Origin of the sequence: Neptunomonas antarctica (genome assembly GCF_001305295.1) — a bacterium.
GTDB classification, from domain to species: domain Bacteria; phylum Pseudomonadota; class Gammaproteobacteria; order Pseudomonadales; family Balneatricaceae; genus Neptunomonas; species Neptunomonas antarctica.
The window spans coordinates 59,935-78,221 of the sequence record NZ_LJSI01000026.1; the positions used below are offsets into that span (position 1 = coordinate 59,935).

Consider the following 18,287-nt stretch of genomic DNA (forward strand, 5'->3'; position numbering starts at 1 on the left):
CAAATAGAATTCAATCAATCGCTAATTGATACGTTTGCCAATGCGTTTTAGTCGCCAGCTTGTCATACACTGAGCGTGCCCGATAATTATTCTCAGCGGTGATCCATCTTACCAATGGCCAACCGTAAAAAGCTGACCAGTCCCACAGCCACGGAAGTACGCTTATCAATGATGACGAAGAATAGCGGATCATCTGCGCAGCAGCTCTCTGACAGCCACTGATTAAAGCTCTCGAAACGTTTAACGGGCCGTACGCAACGAGGTGAGCTAAAAGTCTAACGGGCGCATGCAGCCCGTCTTTTGAATAGAACAGCCACAGGTTAACCGATAAATGTCTCGGCTTTGGCTTCCTGCATCGCTCTATCTCCTGCATCCTTGCCGTCGTAGTGCCCCTGATATGACTGAAGGACAGTAATCAGGCAGCGGATAACTCCGCAGTAAGAGAGCCTCTATGTGCCCGAAGAAGTGCCGTGGTATGTTTGCTGTAAGTGAACTTAACAGCCGACAAAGACAGATGAAGTAAACGACCTTGCTGATGGTTTTATGATTGGCCGCTGATGCGGCCGATAAGAGTTACTTTGGCCTATTCACTTGAGAAGGCTCATATATGTCAGGTATTTATTCTACCGGAGATACAACCTGTATTTTTTTATCTGTCTCAGGGATATGAACAATTACGTTATATAATGACCATGCTTCCATTTCTTTATATGCCTGAACATAAACATCTGCTTCTCTTTTAGGCCCCGAAATAGAATATTGTAATGATGCCTCTCCTCTAGTTCCTGAAGTCTGAATACTCCCCATAACAAAGTAACCTGCTTCAATTGGTTCGCCGACAACCTCAATGACCTCTGTATTTTGAGATATCGTAACCATTGATTGATCAAAGACTTCACCTTTAAGCATGCTTCCGAGGAGTGTGAAAAGTAAGGGAAAAACAACAAATAATAAGATTAAGCCTGCATTACGCCATTTTCTTTGCGTTTGTTTAAAATGCTCAATATCTCTCCATGTTCTATTTTTCCATGCCCATTCGTTGCCTTTGGCACCAAGCATAAAAAACATTACGATATTAACCAAAGGAACAAACATTAAAAAAGCTATATAAGTGCTATTGCCTATTCCCCAGATCCAATTAAGCAGAAATGCTCCCCAATTCCATCCCTTTAGTTCAGGAGGTACGACAGAGTCTTTTCCTAAACCTGAAATATACTCTTGTTCTTGATTCATACTTTAAATTTGCTCCAATCCTTGGCTAAATGCCTAACAGTCTTTTATGAAGAACGCGTCCTGATAATTCCGCGAATTATTTAGAATTAACTCTAATTACTTGATATTTATAAAGAATAAAATGAACAGAACTACCGACAAAAATTAACAGGGAAAGAATAAGCGAAATTTTGATTGATTTTCTTAAGAAAAATATTGCTGTATAAATAAACAGCTTTTGACAAATAACTGCCCATGACTCACTCCCCATTCCTTTGGTCTATTCGCGAGTATAGGCTGGTTAGGCGCTATAGTCGTGAAACCATAGCGGCATATTTATACTGGATCAAGCTCTTCTAGTCGCAAAGCGACCCGTAGTTCCTTTAGGTACAGGCCCTATGCCCATACGTTTATTTTTACATTTGTCATTTATTAAACAGCATCATTGACTACCTATTAAATAGACAAAGGAATTATGCTCAATGACGGAGACTCTCCGCTTCATCTGCATAATCTTTTCTATTTAAAATAAATTCGTCATCGCTCCCTTCGTGAAACCGTATACTCTATTCGTATCATCACGCCTCTCTGCTGTAAGTTGCTGTATAAATTTTAACAAAAGGAATTGAATATGCCCCCCTCTCGCCTACTTAGCATCGCGTCATTTCTGCTGATTATTACCACTGCGCCACTGATTCACGCAGCGGATTTACAGAAAGGACTCACCGCCGCACAACATGGTGACTTTGCTACAGCTCTGGCAAAATGGACACCGCTTGCCGAGCAAGGGCATGCAAAAGCTCAATATAGTCTCGGAGTGATGTACGGTAAGGGGCAAGGTGTCCCGCAAGATTATAATGCTGCGCTGAAATGGTTTACCGCCGCCGCCGAGCAAGGGCACGCCAACTCTCAATATAGTCTCGGGTCGATGTACCAGAGAGGCTATGGTGTTCCGAAGGATTATAGCGCCACACTGAAATGGTTTACTGTCGCCGCCGAGCAAGGGCATGCAAGTGCTCAATATAACATTGGGGTGATGTATAACAACGCTCAGGATTATAATGCTGCTCTGAAATGGTATAAAGCCGCCGCCGAGCAAGGGCATGCAAATGCGCAATATAATCTTGGGGTGATGTATGACAACGGTGACGGTATTTCGCAGGATTATAATGCTGCGCTGAAATGGTATAGAGCCGCCGCCGAGCAGGGAGATGCAGACGCGCAATCTAATCTTGGGATGATGTACTACAAGGGTTACGGTGTTCCGCAAAATTATAACGTCGCGCTGAAATGGTATAGAGCCGCCGCCGAGCAAAATGAGGTACATGCTCAAGCTATGCTCGGGGTGATGTATAGCAACGGCCAAGGTGTTTTGCAGGATTATAACATCGCACGGAACTGGTTTTCCCACGCGGCGAAGCAAGGAGAGGCCGGTGCTCAATATAACCTCGGGTTGATGTACGCCAATGGCTACGGTGTCTCGCCGGATTATGTTCAAGCGTATATGTGGTTCAATCTTGCTGCCTCAGATGGGCATCAGCAGGCGGCCCATAACGTAGATATTATGAGCAATAAGATGACGGCCTCGCAGATCCAAGAAGCACAATCGCTGTCACGGGAGAGGGCGGCCGAGCACGGATAGGGCCTGCCCGATATTGTAAAAATTAATAGTAGATATATGCGGTCAAGATGGCTGTTATCGAGCGGCCATCAGCGCAGATTTAAGTAATAAAGGGGCTTGCAGTGTGATAGTCAGCCACAACAATCCTTCAGAAAAGTGTGAGAATATAATCAGGTAATGATAGAGGGGTATCATGGTTTCTGAAGAGAAAAGGAGCTAACGCAAAAGGTCCATATTCTCCTAACTTTAGGATTGCTCTCTATGAAATATCAGCTTTTCAAAACCACTCAGTATATTAGGGGCTGGATTAACATGCACTGGAGTGATGCGTAGTCGGCTTTATCGACAATCAATTGCACATAGTCCTTCTCAGTGGACCTGAACTACCTGAATATGACAAATCCTGGCTAGGTGGCCAAATAGGTGATGTGTTCCCGACGGATCAGGATCGTTTACGCTTACTCTCGGGGTTCCCTGCCGACCCGTCAATGCAAACAGGAAAAACCATTTGTTCTTGTTATCAGGTAGGCGAACAAACCATTATCAATGCACTACAAAATGGCGACGCCTGTAGTGTTGAAAGATTAGGAGCGACGCTGAAATGTGGCAGCAATTGTGGCTCGTGTATTCCCGAGTTACGGGCGCTGGTAAATGATCACAGTTGTGAATCTGCTTCAATTGAAACTGATAATGCCGCCTAATCAGGTTGCATTATCAACATGATAGATTCGGTTCTGCTTTGAGACCCATCGACCCAAAGAGAGATCAAGGTGCGCATTCATGTAGGGTTAGGAGGTAGCCCCTCCACTAAAAAGCCGAACCTACATACGCCTATTAGTCTGGGTACAGACTTCTTGCTCAACAGGAGGAGTCCATATACAAAGGGAACAATAACGCTTTGCTGAGCGGAAAAGAACGGTTGGATATAATCGCGAAGCGATGGCCAACTGTTATTTTTCTGTTTAAGCAACTTGTTATGCGGCTTTTCAATTTATAATTCTATAGATCGATCATCACGAAAATGCTTTATTACTCTAAATTTTATTGAAGTATTGTCATAGCTAATAACTTCAATACGAGCACCTTTATAATTTATGAAATTAGATTTTTTCATATCATATTCAACATTATTAGTGAAAGCGTTTCTTGCCGAATCATTAGAGAATTCACGGTAAGATATATTTATTTTTTCACCTACAGAACCGTTATATATAAGTGTTTGCTGAAATGCCTGATTATCGACAACCGTTTTATCTTTTATTTTAAAACTTCCCTCATAACATGCAGCTGCCTGGTAAGAAACTGATGTAACACACACTTCATCTTTACTGTTTATATGAAGAGCTACTGGCGTATCTACCAATCCAGCAGCATAAGAAATAGGTTGCCCTTTACTTGTCGTTGGAGAAAAATATGATGAACCTTTGTGTTCTCCGACACGTGAGTAAGATCCTTTATGAATATCGTATAACACTCCATCTATTGTTCTATTTAATATTAGAAAGTCCAGTGTTACAGATTTCCCCTGATCTATCATGTAATCACCAACATAAACTTCCACAACTTCGTCTAGTGCAGGCTTAGAAAAATAGTTAATCTTCGCTTCATAATTGTAGTTTACCGTTGAACACCCGAACATCGTTGAAGTGAAAATCATCACAGCAAGTATTTTTACTAATCTCATTCAAAATCCTTATTTGTTAGTTATATTAAAATTTAGAAAGTGGGCCCAGCTAGTCGCATAACGCTCGCAACAGCGGGAAATTGGGAGCGCAGCGAGTAATTTTTCCGACTGCTTGCGCTTGTTAACTTTGCTGTTCAACAGGAACACCCCGTAAAACCATCTCGAACGTGTATTCTGTTGTACAGTGATTACATTTAAATTTGTAGCGATCTTCTATTTTCGAGAAGAAAACAGATGTTTCATCATGACAAACACCGCACTCAAAAACGTATTTTGCACCGAATGAAACGCTATTATCAGTAATTTTAATTGCATGGTCGGTTCGACAGGAGTCATCTTGGCATGAAATTGACTCATTCGATTTCGCATAGTGCTCTGTATACAAGATATTTTTACCACATGCTTCACACGAAAAGTATTCGTAGTTGCCTTTAACCACCATCAAGTTACCTGTAGTCAACTTACTTAACTGATCAAATATTTTGACAACCTTCTTTTTATCGATGGAATAGCCAGCTAATTTTTTGGGCATTGGAAGATGTAGATAACTCCCCAGTGAGTTATAAAGCTTATTCAGATCCTTTATTGCTATGTTGTTGTAAGTTATAGTGTCTTTTAGCTCACCATCTTCACTAAATATACTTAGGTGCAAATCTTTATCGGCAAGATCATCGAATGTTGATAATAACTTTATTGCTTTATTGGGCTGCCAAGTTTCAATTATTGTCTTGGGTATTTCTTTAGCACCAGCAAGTAATTGCTGATATACATGAGCTTCAATGAAGTACCTCAATTCTAAACAGGCGTACCGTAGAGATTGCAAATCACCAATATCAAGTAAGGATTTAGCTTTCTCGTAGTGAACATCCTTTTCGTATCTAGTCACATCAACCATCTATAATCCCGAGATAAAAAGTTAACAGTATGTTTATGAGGAACGCGTCCTCATAATAATTATTATTATCAGGAATCCTTATAATTCCGCGGATAATTTATCAAGAACTCTAATCACTTGATATTTATAAAGATTAATATAAACAGAACTACCGCCAAAAATTAAGAGGGAAAGAATAAGCGAATTTTTTATTGGCGTTCTTAAGAAAAATAAAACTGTGCAAATAAACAGTTTTTGAAAAATGACTGCTCATGACTCACTCCCATTCCTTTGGTCTATTCGCGAGTACAGGCTGGTTAGGCGCTATAGTCGTAGCACCATAGCGGCATACTTATACCGGATCAATATCTATATTTGGCACGAACCTGCCAAAGCAGCCTAAAACAGGCCGCCGTTATCCCAGATAATTCCGCCCCACACTGCAGCGATAATCAACAACCCAAACATAACTGCTGCTGATCCTAAATCTTTAGCTCGCCCCGCCAACTCATTAAACTCAGTCCCTGATCTGTCCACTACCGCCTCAATAGCTGAGTTTATTAGCTCCAGAATTAATACCAGTAAACAGCTACTCACCAATAGCGCCCATTGAGTAGCGGTTTGCGCAACCCAAAACGAGGCGGGAAACAGTACCAGAAAACCATACACCTCATACTGGAAAGCCGGTTCATGTTTAAAGGCAGCTTTTATCCCTTTTATCGAATATCCAGTCGCATAATAGAACCGTGCTAAGCCTGTTACCTTTGACATTATTTATCCCTTATCCTCAAGCAGCTTATCTGACTTACGGCTGGTTATAGCCTAAAATTTTATAGTCTTTATCACGCAAATTATTCAATAACAGCTCGCCATTACTCGCCACTCTGAACTCTCCATAAAGTGCCTGGCTGTATTGATCGGCGGTGCCCTCCTGAAAAAAGAAAGCATTGGTAGCGAATTTAACGCGGCCATCACGCATCCGATATTGCATTTTCACCTGATGATCAGCCAAGGTTTCTCCTTTATAAAGCCCCGCGTATTTTCCAACATTGTTCGCATCCAGATTGACGACAATAAAGCCTGCCTCGTTATCTGAAGGCCTATCGCGAAATGCTTCCGTCGCCAGCGCAAAACGCAAGCGCATATAGTCCCCTTGCATTATCGAACGCGGATCAACTGGCGCAAGCGGCAGTAATACCAGCGTACCGGATATTAATACCTGTTCTTTCTTGAAAATAGAGAAATTTACCACACCCACAACAACGCACATCATGGCAACACTAATCCACTTAGTGCGCGTCATACCCGAGGTATTTAATAAGCGGGACAGCAAAAAGAGACTCTCTTGTTTATTCGTGCTGCTATTTACACTTTTCTGCAAAAGCGCACGCATTATCAGCTGACCAAGGAGTAACGCAACACCAGTGCCCATCAAGATAAATGATTTAACCAGCAAGGTCGTATTCAGGCTGTAATAATACCAGGAGACAAATGATAACAACGCCAACAAACCCAGTGTTTTAAGGCTGGTGCGCTGATAAGCAAAACCCACCAGCAAAATTAATAATGCGCTACTCGTACCCAGAACAATCAGGCCCGAAGCCACCAGCAATATACCGCCCACTATCACCAGGCGGCCGGTAACGGAGGCTAATGACAACTGATATTGCTTGAATATTTTACTGATCACCAAGGCGAATGAAACAGCCACTAAGGCAGACGTTATCCATGGTGCGATCAACCACCAACCAGCAGAGAACTCTTTGCCATCACCATAGAAAGACATCAAATCCTCATTAAACAGGATATGCCCATTAAACTGCACTAATGCCAATGCCACGCCGAAGCCAACCGGCTCCCATAGTGAGCGGAAACGTTTCCAGTGGTTTTCGTTTAACCACACTAAGGTGAACAACACACAACTACAGGCGGCTCCTAATCCATAAATCCCCAGTTGATTCAGCCCCCAAAAGAACGCAATCAGTGCGAACCACGTGCTTAAAAGGCGATGCACAAAATGCGGCATGACCACTGCTAGTACTAACTGAAATCCGGCTAACAGAAAAAACGCCATTGATGATTGATAGGAGACCCAGTCCAATAAACCCCACGCCACCATCATCTGCCCGGTTAAGCTGAACACCAAGCCTAACTGGCTAACAAAAATGCTGTTAGGTTGCGTGCGAAACAGTACATAAGCCGCCGTACAACAGATCAAGCCTGACGCGATGAGTGCTATCTCATTCTCAAAATTGAACAGAAAGCCAAACACAGATCCGACAAACCCGAGCATGAAGAATGCGGCTATCCAACCGGCAAAACCCTGCATTAAGGTAATGTACCAAGGCGTGCTTTCGTGTGCAGAGATGTCAGCAGAAGAATGATCACTCATTGCAGGCATTTCACCTGAAACAAACTGCTGTTTTTTCAAACTTTCCCACAATTCAGAAGCTGAAGAATTCATATCAAGACTTCTCACTTTGCTGAAGGGCTTTTGGTGTCTGGGCTTCTTGTGGCTGAATTGTCTGTTGACTAGCTCTTTGTTCTTTAGCAAGCTTCTTCAACCAAATGCCGCCTGCGGCTGATAAACCAATAATCGCCATACTGATCAACAAAAAGGCACCGTCGTCCAAGCTATCTTCAAGCATCCGACCCAACAGAAAAGTACTCACTATAATGCCACTTAAGACACCACCAGATAACAGCACTACATCGAGAATACGATAGCGATACAGATAAAAAACAGCGGCTATCCAAACAACATAAACCGGCAAGCCCAAGACCTCAGAGTAGTTATAAGAGCTGTTATTTCGGTTGCTATAGCTGCTATCAAAAATAGTAATAATAGCCAGCCAGGTAACGCTAAAACCTGCGATCAGCACCGACACCTGAGCCGCTTGTCGATTGGCTAACGCTATAGGCCAAGCTACAGCTTTAAAGGTTTTACCTGAGTTATTATGGCCGCTACCCAAATATGCCAACACTTCGAAGAAAGCGATAAAACCGGTATTCACAGCCAGAAATGCCCACAACCATTCCTCTTCGCGAAACAGTAAGCCAAATACCCCATGAAAAGTATTCAGATACAGCAACAATGCTAAATTGACTAAGCCAATCCAGAGTAACCATAAAGTGCTCGATCGGCCTATTAGCGCCCATGGGGTCATCAAAGCAGCCCAGACAGCAAATAACTCCCACGGATCCGCTCCGGTCTGATAGGTCTGGCCTGTCAATGCCAACAATGCGCCGGTTAACAGCGTCATCCCCAATAAAGAAACCGTAGAGGATGTTCGCTGGTACTCAAGGCGTGAGTAGATCAGTGCGGCCAGCAGCATAAAAGTTTCGAGCAAGCCGAATTTAACAAAGCGCCCCATGGCGTCCCAATTAAAGGCAAAAAAGAAGATCATACCCACCGTAATAGCAACGGCTCCGCTCCATAGCAAAAACTGGCTGATAAAATCAAACCACTCTTGTTTAGCAGGACGTGAATCGGTCGCTGCTAACGCATCTTCCACGTCACCTTTAAGAAGCCCCTGCTCTGCCCAGGATAAAATAAGCTTGCGGTTATCTGTCACGCCGTCCTTCCTTTGTGTCCGTTACTTCCATAATAAGTACGATCAGTCCACTGAATTTTATTATATAGCCTGAACAAGCGCCCTTAAGATCTGAGGCGATTTAATGTCCTGGCGCTGTTTTATCAACGCGCTACCTAAGTCCAATGCAAATTTCTCTGACACCGCACGGACATGAATATCTTCAATCGAATCCAAATCTGCAACATGTGCTAGACCTACCGTGCGACGAATCAACTCAGTGCCGGCATAGCCCATACTCTCATGCCATGTGTGTGCGATAAAGGCATCAACAAAGCCAACCGTGGCAAACACAGGATCTTTACACTGCTCGCTGACCAGAGCCTTAAAACGAGTATGAAAGGTAGCCCATAAGGTATCAATCGTTGCTAGCAGGTATTCACGATATGCCTGTTTCTCTTCGGCCTCACCCTCGAGCCCTAATTGCCCTGCAAAATTGATAAGCAGATTGCCGATGATAGAGCCTATATCAAAACTCATCGGCCCATAAAAGGCGAATTCTGGATCAATCACCTTCGTGCCATCGGCTTTAACAAAGACAGAACCCGAGTGCAGATCCGCATGCAGCAGTGCCTGCGCATCATTCATAAAATGATACTTGAGTTTTGCTGCTTCCACTTTAAGAGAGTCGTCCTGCCACAATGTTTCTGCCGCTTCTTTCAAGGGTGGACTAACACTGTTGCGCTCATGGTCACAGAACGGATCCCAGAAAAACAGCTCTTCAGTAATTTTACACAGGTCAGGATTGATATAATCGGCGACAGCCGCTTTCTTCTGCTCATTATCCAGATAAAAATCAGAGGTATGGAACAGAGTCTCCGCCAGGAATTCACCTAAATGACGACCCAGTTCGGGTAATACACGACGTGCGATGAGGGCATGGCGTAAGTTTTCATGATCGCCAATATCTTCCATAATAAAAGCTGAACGTGCCTGATCAAAACAGTAAACATCCGGAACATAATCCGCTGCCCACAGGCCCTCTTCTTTCAGACATTGGGCTTCTATACGAATACGATCCAATGATAATGGCCAGCCTTCACCGATAATACGAATATATGGAAGTGCCTGCTTTACGATCACACTCTGTTGATCGTTGGTTACACGGTAAACAAAATTGATGTTGCCATCGCCAATCTCTTCAACGCGTAATGTTTTTGTCTCAGTAAAAAGCGCTGTGTTAGAGAGTACAAATTCAATTATTTCGGCATCATTCGCAAATTTAGCATTGGTCATAACTGGTCAATCCCCAGGGGTACTTTTCAATATCACCCAGTTTGCCAGAAAAAAAACATCTTTAAAGTGAAATATCTGAACGGGTAAATTAATGTGGGATCTGTACCTACTTGAACTCAATGCAGATGTGCTATCGTCTAGCCCCTTTTCGTGCTCACAGGCTTATTGTTAACGATGTCATTTGAACTAGTATTTCTGTTCCTTGCAGGCTTTTTTGGCGGTGTTCTTAACTCAATCGCGGGCGGCGGGAGTTTCATTACATTCCCCGCGCTGATCTTTGTCGGCATTCCTCCGATTATGGCCAATGCGACCAACACTTTTGCGTCATGCGCCGGTTATATGAGCGGCACTTATGCCTTTCGAAAAGAAATTGCTGGTCATAAAGAAGAACTACCCCGCATCATCATAATCAGTTTGATCGGCGGTATTGCCGGTGCCTGGTTATTACTGCAAACACCTGAAACAGTATTTCGTGAAGCCATTCCCTGGTTACTGTTATTTGCTACTGTATTGTTTATTTTTGGCGGTCAGATTAATTCAGGGCTTAAAAAATTGGCCTCCAACAACCGACATGCGTCATCCGTCGGCGGAGTTTTACTATTAATCATACTCTTGGGGGTGTCCATCTATGGAGGCTTCTTCAACGCGGGTCTGGGCATCATTACGCTCAGCTATTTAGCATTAGCAGGCCATACCAATATCAATGCCATGAATGGCTTAAAGCTATTAGTCTCGTCTGCTGTTTCACTGATTGCCATCGCACTGTTTATTTATAATGATGTGATTGCCTGGTATGAAGGCACTATTGTGTTATGCGGCACCTTAGCGGGCGGCTATGTCGCGGCGCGTGTGTCACGCCAACTGCCTCAAAAACATGTCAGACGCTTTGTTATTGTAGCGAGTATTATTACCACGCTGTATTTCTTTTTTGATACTTATGCAGGCTAGCTTTTCACATCTGCTGTGACGACATGGCACCTCATCATGGCTCATATCCAAGCTCTCATTAAGCCTCCACATCAGGAGCAGACATATTAGCAGCGTCTCCAATATCTTGTTGAAGCTGCTCTATATCCCCTACAACTTTCAAAAACTTTCGACCAAAAGGAGTGAATTCATATTCAACTCGTGGCGGTATTTCCGCAAAAGAGTTTTTCGCTAAAATACCAAAATCCATATTTTTTCGTAGGCATTCATTCAGCACTTTGGTGCTTAAACCATCAACGCTACGCACCATTTCACCGGGTCGATTGACGCCGCCTGTCAATAATGTAAATACCGTTAAAGACCATTTACACCCGAAGATAGTCTCAACCATCCGCGTTGCCTGCACTGGCGCTATCCGCCGTGAAATCTTTTTCTCATTAGTTTTCATAAAGATGTACTAAAAAGCACCTACCCCACTTATTTGTACTTAGTTTTCAACTAGTAAGCTTCTTCTTATGCTTTGTCTCACAGCTAACGCTTGAACCTGATTTAAGCATGCCTGTAATACAAAATTTTATAAAGTACAATTCAGGAGATCCATATTATGACAAAATCTAATAATGTATATAGCTTAATTATCGGCGGTTCCAGTGGTATGGGACTGGCGACCGCTCAACAACTTGCAGAGCAAGGTCATTCAATCATTATCGTCGGACGTGACGCTGACAAACTCGCCAGTGCTAAAGTGAGGCTTGAACTGCTGACCCGCGAATTCAACTCCCAAGTACACGCATGGCAGGAAGATTTATATGATACAGAATCAGTCAACCACCTGATTGCTCGCATCGACACTTTTGATGGGCATATCAAGCAACTGGTTAATGCCGCCGGATACTTTAATCCCAAAGCTTTTAGTGAGCACAGTGTTGATGACTATGAGTTATATATGGGACTGAACCGTTCAATCTTCTTTGTTACGCAGGCGGTAGTTAACAATATGAAAGCTCACCACGGCGGTGAGATTGTAAATATTGGTTCTATGTGGGCACACCAAGCCATCAAAGCCACACCATCCTCTGCTTACTCTATGGCTAAAGCCGGTTTGCATGCATTTACTCAGCATTTAGCAATGGAGTTGGCCGACTCAAACATTCGAGTCAACGCGGTAGCACCAGCCGTTGTAAAAACACCTATTTATAACTCCTTTATCGATCCTTCGGAGCTAGATCAAGCGCTTGCAGGATTCAATGCTTTTCATCCGATAGGCCGGATTGGTAAAGTAGATGACATTGCCAACGCCATTACTTTTTTGCTCTCGGATAAAGCGAGCTGGGTAACAGGTGCGATATGGAATATAGATGGCGGTGTAATGGCAGGGCGCAACTAACTAGCTGAGCACTTAATATTTGAACACCTAATACCTAAAAACTCGAGACCTACATACTCAACACCGCTGCTCTATTGTACAGTTAGCGGCAGTATAAGCGGGAGCCATACAATGACAGCGGCAACAGTAAGTAATTTCACCCCCACCAATATGGACCGTCTACAGCGCTGTGTTATTGAAACAGCTAAGTGTGAATGGCTCCCCTCGCCCTCCAAAGGCGTGTGGCGCAAACCACTGGAAAGAGAAGCGGCTGAACATGGGCAAGTCACCAGTATCGTACGTTACGAGCCGGGGACATTCTTTTCTGCTCATACACACACTCAAGGTGAAGAAATATTTGTTTTAAGCGGCATTTTTGAAGATGAAAACGGCAGCTACCCTGCCGGCACATACTTACGCAATCCTCCCGGTTCTAGCCATACTCCGGGAAGCAGCGTTGGTTGTGAACTATGGGTCAAACTCAATATGTTTGATATGCATGACCAGGAAAAGGTCGTACTCAATACCCACGAAGCCAGCTGGCTACCGGGTTTAGTCGATGGCTTAACCGTTATGCCGTTGCACAATTTCACCTCAGAAGCTACCTCGGCAATGACCGCGGAGCACACCGCTCTGGTTCGCTGGCAGAAAGGCACGCACTTTAGCCCTCATCGACACATGGGTGGAGAAGAAATCTTCGTCCTTGAGGGCACCTTTGAAGATGAGTTCGGGCAATACCCAACAGGCACCTGGATACGCTCACCGCATGAAAGTAAACACCAGCCTTTTAGTGATGAAGGTTGTTTAATTCTGGTTAAAGTTGGTCACCTGGCACGGCTAGCTGATTGATCGCCTCTCAATTCAATATTAATGGGAGAGCACTCCCATTAATATTTTCAATGCCTCTTGTCGGGAAGCTGTTAACGGATGCAAGAAACTCAAACGCAGACAGTTTCGATAGTGATCAGTTGAAGAGAACAATGCCCCCGGCGTTATGACTACACCTTTGTTGAGTGCTGCGCCATAAGCCGAAAGCGTGTTGATGCCTTGCGGCAACTGTAACCACAAAGCCAGCCCACCCTCAGGCACACTGAAACAGATTTCTTTGGGCCAGTGCTTATCTAAAAATTCGACTAGTTCATTCCGCTGCTGCCTCAACTGCTCACGCTGGCGCCGAAGATGAGTATCATAACCGCCATCTTTTATAAAACTGGCAAGGCCTTGCTGAACAAAACGACTACTGGCCAGCGAGGTGACCAATTTAAGACGTTTAACCTGATGATGCCAACGCCCTGCCTCTATCCAGCCAATTCTTACATCACGGGATAAGCTTTTAGAGAATGAACTGCAGAGAATCACCCTATCTGATTTATCCTGTGCTTTGAGTGGATCAGGTCGCCCGAAAAAGCCTAAATCTCCATAAATATCATCTTCAATCAAAGCAAGATCATATTGATCCGCCAGCGCGAGTAATGTTTGACGAGAAGCAGAGGGCAAGGTTGCACCGGTAGGCGTGGCAAAGGCGGGAGTCACTACACAAGCGCGAATACTCCATTGTTGTAATGCACGTTCAAGCGCCTCTGTATCCATACCGGTAACCGCTGATGCCGGAATTTCTACAACCTGTAAACCAAGCTGTTCGAGCAATTGCAAAACACCGTAAAAGCCCGGCGACTCTACTGCAACAATATCGCCACGCTGACAACATGCCATCAATGCTAAAAAGAGAGATTGCTGACAGCCTGCAGTGATACAAAAGTCATCGGCCGAACTCTCACAACCATGTCGCCGGTAACGTTGTGCCAGTTGTTCGCGCAGTCCAGCATCGCCAGCGGGCTCATCATAATATTGATGCGCCCTATCCGACTGGCTGCGCAATGCGCGCCCTATACTACGATTAAGCGCGGTAATTCCGGCGTGATTAGCCGGACTGGTCATTTTTCTATTTTGATCAACAGAGCGGCTATACAAGGTGTCCCGACCCGCCTGTAGCTCTAGTCCTCTTAGTTCTGGCAAAATATCGAATGCAGCTCCCCTGTCCATCACATCCATAACAACGTCGCTTACTGTTACGGGTGCAGGCGCGACTATGGCATGGGAAACAATATGAGGTGCGCCCCGGTTCGCCACATCAGGAAGAACGAAGTAGCCCGATTTAGGGCGAGCCTCAAGCAACCCTCTGGCTTCTAATCGCTGATACGCATGTAAAACTGTCGCTTTAGAAACCTGTTGTTCGCGACACATGTCACGCACTGAAGGCAAACGCTCGCCCACCCTCCAGCGCTGCCCGGTTATGCCTTCCAGTAACCAGCTCTCAAGCTGTTGGTATCGATACGCCTTACTCATTCTTTATTTAAACCTTGATGGGTTACATCGCATTATTAAACATTACCAACACAATCTGTACCCTAAAAGTTTTATTTTTTTATGCCTGAACCTATTTTCTATATTTCTATATGCTTCAGCCTTCTTATTCTCTTTCGTTAAGTTGTCAATGATGCAAAAAATTCCTGTACAGATTGTCGATGCTTCCACGTTCGCTGTTGATAGCAAAATCCATGTCCGCTTGACCGAAGGACTGTTTCAACACGCCCGTCGTTTAGTTAGCTGGCCACTGCTATTTATCTATTTTGCTTTGGTGTGGGTACAGGTTGATGGTCAACCCTGGCTACTATTTGATTTCAGCCAGCGCCGCATTTTACTTTTTGGTACGTCTCTTTCCTGGCATGACCTGCCATTATTGGCGGGAATTATGATTGCAGGCACCAGCTTATTATTTTTTATGGCCGTGGGCTGGGGACGTGTCTGGTGTGGATTTGCCTGCCCGCAAAGCATCTGGACATGGGTGTTTATCCGTATTGAGCAGTGGACAGAAGGACGCGCAAACATCCGTGCGCGACACGAAAACCAGCCTTTGCGTGGGACCTTCGTAATTCGTCGCATCAGCAAGCACCTGCTATGGATAAGCTTTTCAATTTTTACTGCGGTGACCTTTACGGGGTACTTTATTCCTATCCGTGAACTGGTGTCGGACCTGCTCACATGGCACGTGACAGCGGGTACACTTGGCTGGTTAGCCTGTATGGCAGCGCTTACCTACCTTAATGCAGGACTCGTACGAGAAAAGATCTGCCTGCATGCCTGCCCATACTCCCGCTTTCAAGGCGTGATGTTTGACGATCAGACACGCACTGTCAGTTACGACAAGAATCGGGGAGAACCCCGTAGTAACAAACGAACGGCTGATGATAATAATGGCGACTGTGTTGATTGCGGTCTTTGCGTGCAAGTGTGCCCTACCGGTATTGATATCAGAGATGGCCTACAGGCGGCCTGTATAGATTGCGGTGCCTGTATAGATGCTTGTGATGCTGTGATGGAAAAAATTCAGCTGCCCAAAGGGCTGATTCGATTCTGCTCGGAAGATCAACTCGCAAATCGCAGCAGCACTCTATGGCGCCCACGGCTATTTGCCTATCTACTGGTATTTATCACCACGAGCGCAGCTGTGGTCTACGGGTTCAGCGGAAAAACCGAACTTTTGGTGGAGATCCGTCGGGATCGAGGCGCGTTATTCCATCAACTCGATGAAAATACGATCTGTAATCGATATCTATTTAAATTGGAGAGTTTTAACCCGGAACTTCAACAGTTCAACCTGTCAGTCTCTGGATTGCCTAATCTACGTCTTGAAGGCACGGCAAGCATCGATGCAGAAAATTTTGGTCAATGGCTCCCTTATAGAATTTGTGCGTTAACATCTCTTTTAACACCTTTACCTGCTCGCAGTGAGCTACAAGTTCATTTTCGAACAAATGATTTTGAGCTCATTAAAATCACAACATTGATGGCTCTTAATCGATAAATTTATAGTACGTTACCCCGCCCACAGAAGCCATGCGACTATCCATGGCATCTGCTGAGGTTGGAGAAGAAGGTTTAGCCACAATAGATGAACTTCATATAGATCTTTCCTGTATTAATACGCATATCTTTTATCTCAATATAACAACCGAGGACCATCCCGCATTACGCATGTTCCTTGAGGATAACCGCGTAGTCCTTGCGAACCAACCAGGTGACGCACCTCAGAATTTTTGATAAAGGTAAAGGTATCGATCTATCACCAGCGTTATTCAGAACATTCTTTACTTAGAGTAAGTTAGCATTAAAAAATCATCTGAAAGTTGGCCCAATATAATTCCTGAACACCTCGGAAGGGTTAGCATTATATTTTGCGTTTTTAAAATTACTGATATCTATATTAATAGTATTAATGGTTCTTATAAGCTGATTATCGAGACTATTTTGAGTCACCGAGTGTAATAATGTGCTCGGAATTGCGGATGAAAAACTCAAAGCACTATCACGGGAAAATTGAATACCTTCTGGTAATTCAAAATAAGAGAAAAAAGACTCAACACCATTTTGATAAATTCTTTTATCGAAGCTAAAATCAACTATTAAGCCATTAGGTAAAGCAAACCCTCCTCTTAACAAATCCAGTTCTGCATCTGAAATAACCTCACGCTCTTCACTAAGATTCAGCGCTTTATCGTCAACTGTTTTATAATCAACATCGGCCTGAATATTATTGGATGAAAACAAAAAGAACATGCCAGATAGCATCATAAAAAAAAGTGACATTTTCACAAAAAAATCTTTAGTTTTCATTATGATAACTCCATTTACTAAAAATCGAAATTACCCGGCTGCAGCAAATTAAATATGGCCAAGCTAGAACGGTTTACGACAGTCTCCAAAGGAGATTTCGCGGTAAGACTCCATTCATCATTATTTTTAAAATGATGTGCTGCAATATTTTCGTTATCATTTATTAGGAATAAAATACGATTCCCCCACATCTCCTCAAACTCATTTCGCGGTATGATCTTAACGCCAACAGAGGGGTCTCCGATCAGAACTTCCTGCGTATTAAAACCTTTAATTATCACAAAATGCATGTATCCATCATGATTAATAATTGTGATTGCAGGCACAGTAAGCTGATCTAATTTCATTCTAAATCCATTAGATTTATACCCTCGCCTTTCTAGAAATTTTTTCATATCTAGCAATGAAAAGCCTTGCTGCTGAATCTTGGTTTTATCTCCATATTTAAACATATCTATAAATACATTTTGCTCATTTATGTTGTCGTCATAATGATAAGTCAACAAACTTGCTAACGCTGCTGAGCCACAGCTAAAATCATATTTTTGTTTATATATGGTTGAAAATCTACGTTCAGTAAAACTCACTACGGGAACATTAAAAGCTCCACCAATAGAAACACCACTCACTTCCATTGCTTGTGTTTTTAAATGCATAAAAAACAACAATAAAAATGAAAGAAATATAGCTAACATTCTCATAACCACCTCTTTAATTAAGGCGTTATCGTTACAGTAATAATGGTAGAATCTTGAATAATAACATTATTACCCGTATTCTGAATAATTGAAAAAACACCACTCGCTTCCGTGAACGAACCTTTGTCAATAATATTAAATCCATTAATATTATTGACTGCCGTGTTATTTTCTAAAGTTGCATCTGCATTAGCGTTAACAATAGTAGTCATGTCGATAATACCACCACGCCCTCTCACTTGCTCAAGATCGCTTAACAACACTGCTTCATTACTATCTGGAATATTATTTATATCGACGGCGCCAATAAAACCAGAAAATGTAACCAGTAACGGGGAAAGAAATGCACAGAAACTCCTCTTATAAAATTCCATCACATTCTCCTTATTATTCTTATTAAGG

The 18,287-nt window shown here is 43.4% G+C and carries 20 protein-coding genes; 7 read left to right on the plus strand and 13 right to left on the minus strand.

Annotation, left to right across the window (positions count from 1 at the left end; translation table 11 throughout):
- Positions 1 to 10: 10 nt before the first annotated feature.
- Positions 11 to 193 (minus strand): hypothetical protein, encoded by a 183-nt coding sequence (locus tag Nant_RS21675; protein ID WP_238377070.1) that lies wholly within the window; start codon positions 191 to 193, stop codon positions 11 to 13.
- A gap of 425 nt (positions 194 to 618) precedes the next feature.
- Positions 619 to 1,233: a cytochrome c oxidase assembly factor Coa1 family protein gene (locus tag Nant_RS05115; RefSeq protein WP_054340564.1), complete on the minus strand. Its 615-nt coding sequence runs from the start codon at positions 1,231 to 1,233 to the stop codon at positions 619 to 621.
- A 610-nt stretch (positions 1,234 to 1,843) separates the two neighbouring features.
- On the opposite strand from Nant_RS05115, the gene Nant_RS05120 reads away from it, so the two are divergent.
- Positions 1,844 to 2,854, plus strand: a complete 1,011-nt coding sequence (locus Nant_RS05120) for a tetratricopeptide repeat protein (RefSeq protein ID WP_054340565.1) — start codon at positions 1,844 to 1,846, stop codon at positions 2,852 to 2,854.
- Between the two features lie 332 nt (positions 2,855 to 3,186).
- The gene (locus tag Nant_RS21680; protein WP_054340566.1) at positions 3,187 to 3,534 is read left to right on the plus strand and encodes a (2Fe-2S)-binding protein; all 348 of its coding nucleotides are present in this window, start codon (positions 3,187 to 3,189) and stop codon (positions 3,532 to 3,534) included.
- A gap of 290 nt (positions 3,535 to 3,824) precedes the next feature.
- Here Nant_RS21680 and Nant_RS05130 read toward each other — a convergent pair whose 3' ends face one another.
- The 6 genes from Nant_RS05130 to mtnK all read right to left on the minus strand — a co-directional run bounded on the left by Nant_RS05130 (position 3,825) and on the right by mtnK (position 10,220).
- Complete coding sequence (locus Nant_RS05130; protein WP_054340567.1) at positions 3,825 to 4,517, minus strand: hypothetical protein; 693 nt, start codon at positions 4,515 to 4,517, stop codon at positions 3,825 to 3,827.
- A 121-nt stretch (positions 4,518 to 4,638) separates the two neighbouring features.
- On the minus strand, positions 4,639 to 5,412 hold the full coding sequence (locus Nant_RS05135) for a hypothetical protein (RefSeq protein WP_054340568.1): 774 nt from the start codon (positions 5,410 to 5,412) through the stop codon (positions 4,639 to 4,641).
- A gap of 378 nt (positions 5,413 to 5,790) precedes the next feature.
- Positions 5,791 to 6,162 (minus strand): diacylglycerol kinase, encoded by a 372-nt coding sequence (locus Nant_RS05140; RefSeq protein ID WP_054340569.1) that lies wholly within the window; start codon positions 6,160 to 6,162, stop codon positions 5,791 to 5,793.
- Between the two features lie 34 nt (positions 6,163 to 6,196).
- Positions 6,197 to 7,855 (minus strand): GDYXXLXY domain-containing protein, encoded by a 1,659-nt coding sequence (locus Nant_RS20985; RefSeq protein ID WP_076495988.1) that lies wholly within the window; start codon positions 7,853 to 7,855, stop codon positions 6,197 to 6,199.
- 1 nt (position 7,856) lies between these two features.
- Complete coding sequence (locus Nant_RS05150) at positions 7,857 to 8,966, minus strand: DUF2157 domain-containing protein (RefSeq protein WP_054340570.1); 1,110 nt, start codon at positions 8,964 to 8,966, stop codon at positions 7,857 to 7,859.
- A 60-nt stretch (positions 8,967 to 9,026) separates the two neighbouring features.
- Positions 9,027 to 10,220, minus strand: coding sequence for an S-methyl-5-thioribose kinase (gene mtnK, locus Nant_RS05155; protein WP_054340571.1), 1,194 nt, complete (start codon positions 10,218 to 10,220; stop codon positions 9,027 to 9,029).
- A 174-nt stretch (positions 10,221 to 10,394) separates the two neighbouring features.
- Between mtnK and Nant_RS05160 the strand changes: the two genes are divergently transcribed.
- The gene (locus tag Nant_RS05160; RefSeq protein ID WP_054340572.1) at positions 10,395 to 11,168 is read left to right on the plus strand and encodes a sulfite exporter TauE/SafE family protein; all 774 of its coding nucleotides are present in this window, start codon (positions 10,395 to 10,397) and stop codon (positions 11,166 to 11,168) included.
- Positions 11,169 to 11,226: 58 nt separating this feature from the next.
- On the opposite strand, the gene Nant_RS05165 is transcribed toward Nant_RS05160, so the two are convergent.
- Positions 11,227 to 11,595 (minus strand): winged helix-turn-helix transcriptional regulator, encoded by a 369-nt coding sequence (locus Nant_RS05165; protein ID WP_054340573.1) that lies wholly within the window; start codon positions 11,593 to 11,595, stop codon positions 11,227 to 11,229.
- Between the two features lie 156 nt (positions 11,596 to 11,751).
- Between Nant_RS05165 and Nant_RS05170 the strand changes: the two genes are divergently transcribed.
- On the plus strand, positions 11,752 to 12,534 hold the full coding sequence (locus tag Nant_RS05170; protein WP_054340574.1) for an SDR family NAD(P)-dependent oxidoreductase: 783 nt from the start codon (positions 11,752 to 11,754) through the stop codon (positions 12,532 to 12,534).
- Positions 12,535 to 12,645: 111 nt separating this feature from the next.
- On the plus strand, positions 12,646 to 13,362 hold the full coding sequence (locus Nant_RS05175; protein WP_054340575.1) for a cupin domain-containing protein: 717 nt from the start codon (positions 12,646 to 12,648) through the stop codon (positions 13,360 to 13,362).
- Positions 13,363 to 13,380: 18 nt separating this feature from the next.
- Here the strand turns inward: Nant_RS05175 and Nant_RS05180 are convergent, their stop codons facing one another.
- Positions 13,381 to 14,859: an aminotransferase-like domain-containing protein gene (locus tag Nant_RS05180; protein ID WP_054340576.1), complete on the minus strand. Its 1,479-nt coding sequence runs from the start codon at positions 14,857 to 14,859 to the stop codon at positions 13,381 to 13,383.
- 151 nt (positions 14,860 to 15,010) lie between these two features.
- Here Nant_RS05180 and ccoG point away from each other — a divergent pair, with 151 nt between their 5' ends.
- Positions 15,011 to 16,378, plus strand: a complete 1,368-nt coding sequence (gene ccoG, locus Nant_RS05185; RefSeq protein WP_054340577.1) for a cytochrome c oxidase accessory protein CcoG — start codon at positions 15,011 to 15,013, stop codon at positions 16,376 to 16,378.
- Positions 16,379 to 16,422: 44 nt separating this feature from the next.
- On the plus strand, positions 16,423 to 16,614 hold the full coding sequence (locus Nant_RS05190; RefSeq protein WP_054340578.1) for a hypothetical protein: 192 nt from the start codon (positions 16,423 to 16,425) through the stop codon (positions 16,612 to 16,614).
- A gap of 75 nt (positions 16,615 to 16,689) precedes the next feature.
- Here Nant_RS05190 and Nant_RS05195 read toward each other — a convergent pair whose 3' ends face one another.
- The 3 genes from Nant_RS05195 to Nant_RS05205 are packed head-to-tail and all read right to left on the minus strand — an operon-like array spanning position 16,690 to position 18,259.
- Positions 16,690 to 17,187 carry a hypothetical protein gene (locus tag Nant_RS05195; protein ID WP_054340579.1) on the minus strand — a complete coding sequence of 166 codons (498 nt, stop codon included), beginning with the start codon at positions 17,185 to 17,187 and terminating at the stop codon, positions 16,690 to 16,692.
- A 17-nt stretch (positions 17,188 to 17,204) separates the two neighbouring features.
- A complete protein-coding gene (locus tag Nant_RS05200; RefSeq protein WP_238377071.1) occupies positions 17,205 to 17,888 on the minus strand; it encodes a C39 family peptidase in 684 nt (227 codons plus the stop codon).
- A gap of 14 nt (positions 17,889 to 17,902) precedes the next feature.
- Positions 17,903 to 18,259 carry a hypothetical protein gene (locus Nant_RS05205; RefSeq protein WP_054340580.1) on the minus strand — a complete coding sequence of 119 codons (357 nt, stop codon included), beginning with the start codon at positions 18,257 to 18,259 and terminating at the stop codon, positions 17,903 to 17,905.
- Positions 18,260 to 18,287: the final 28 nt, after the last annotated feature.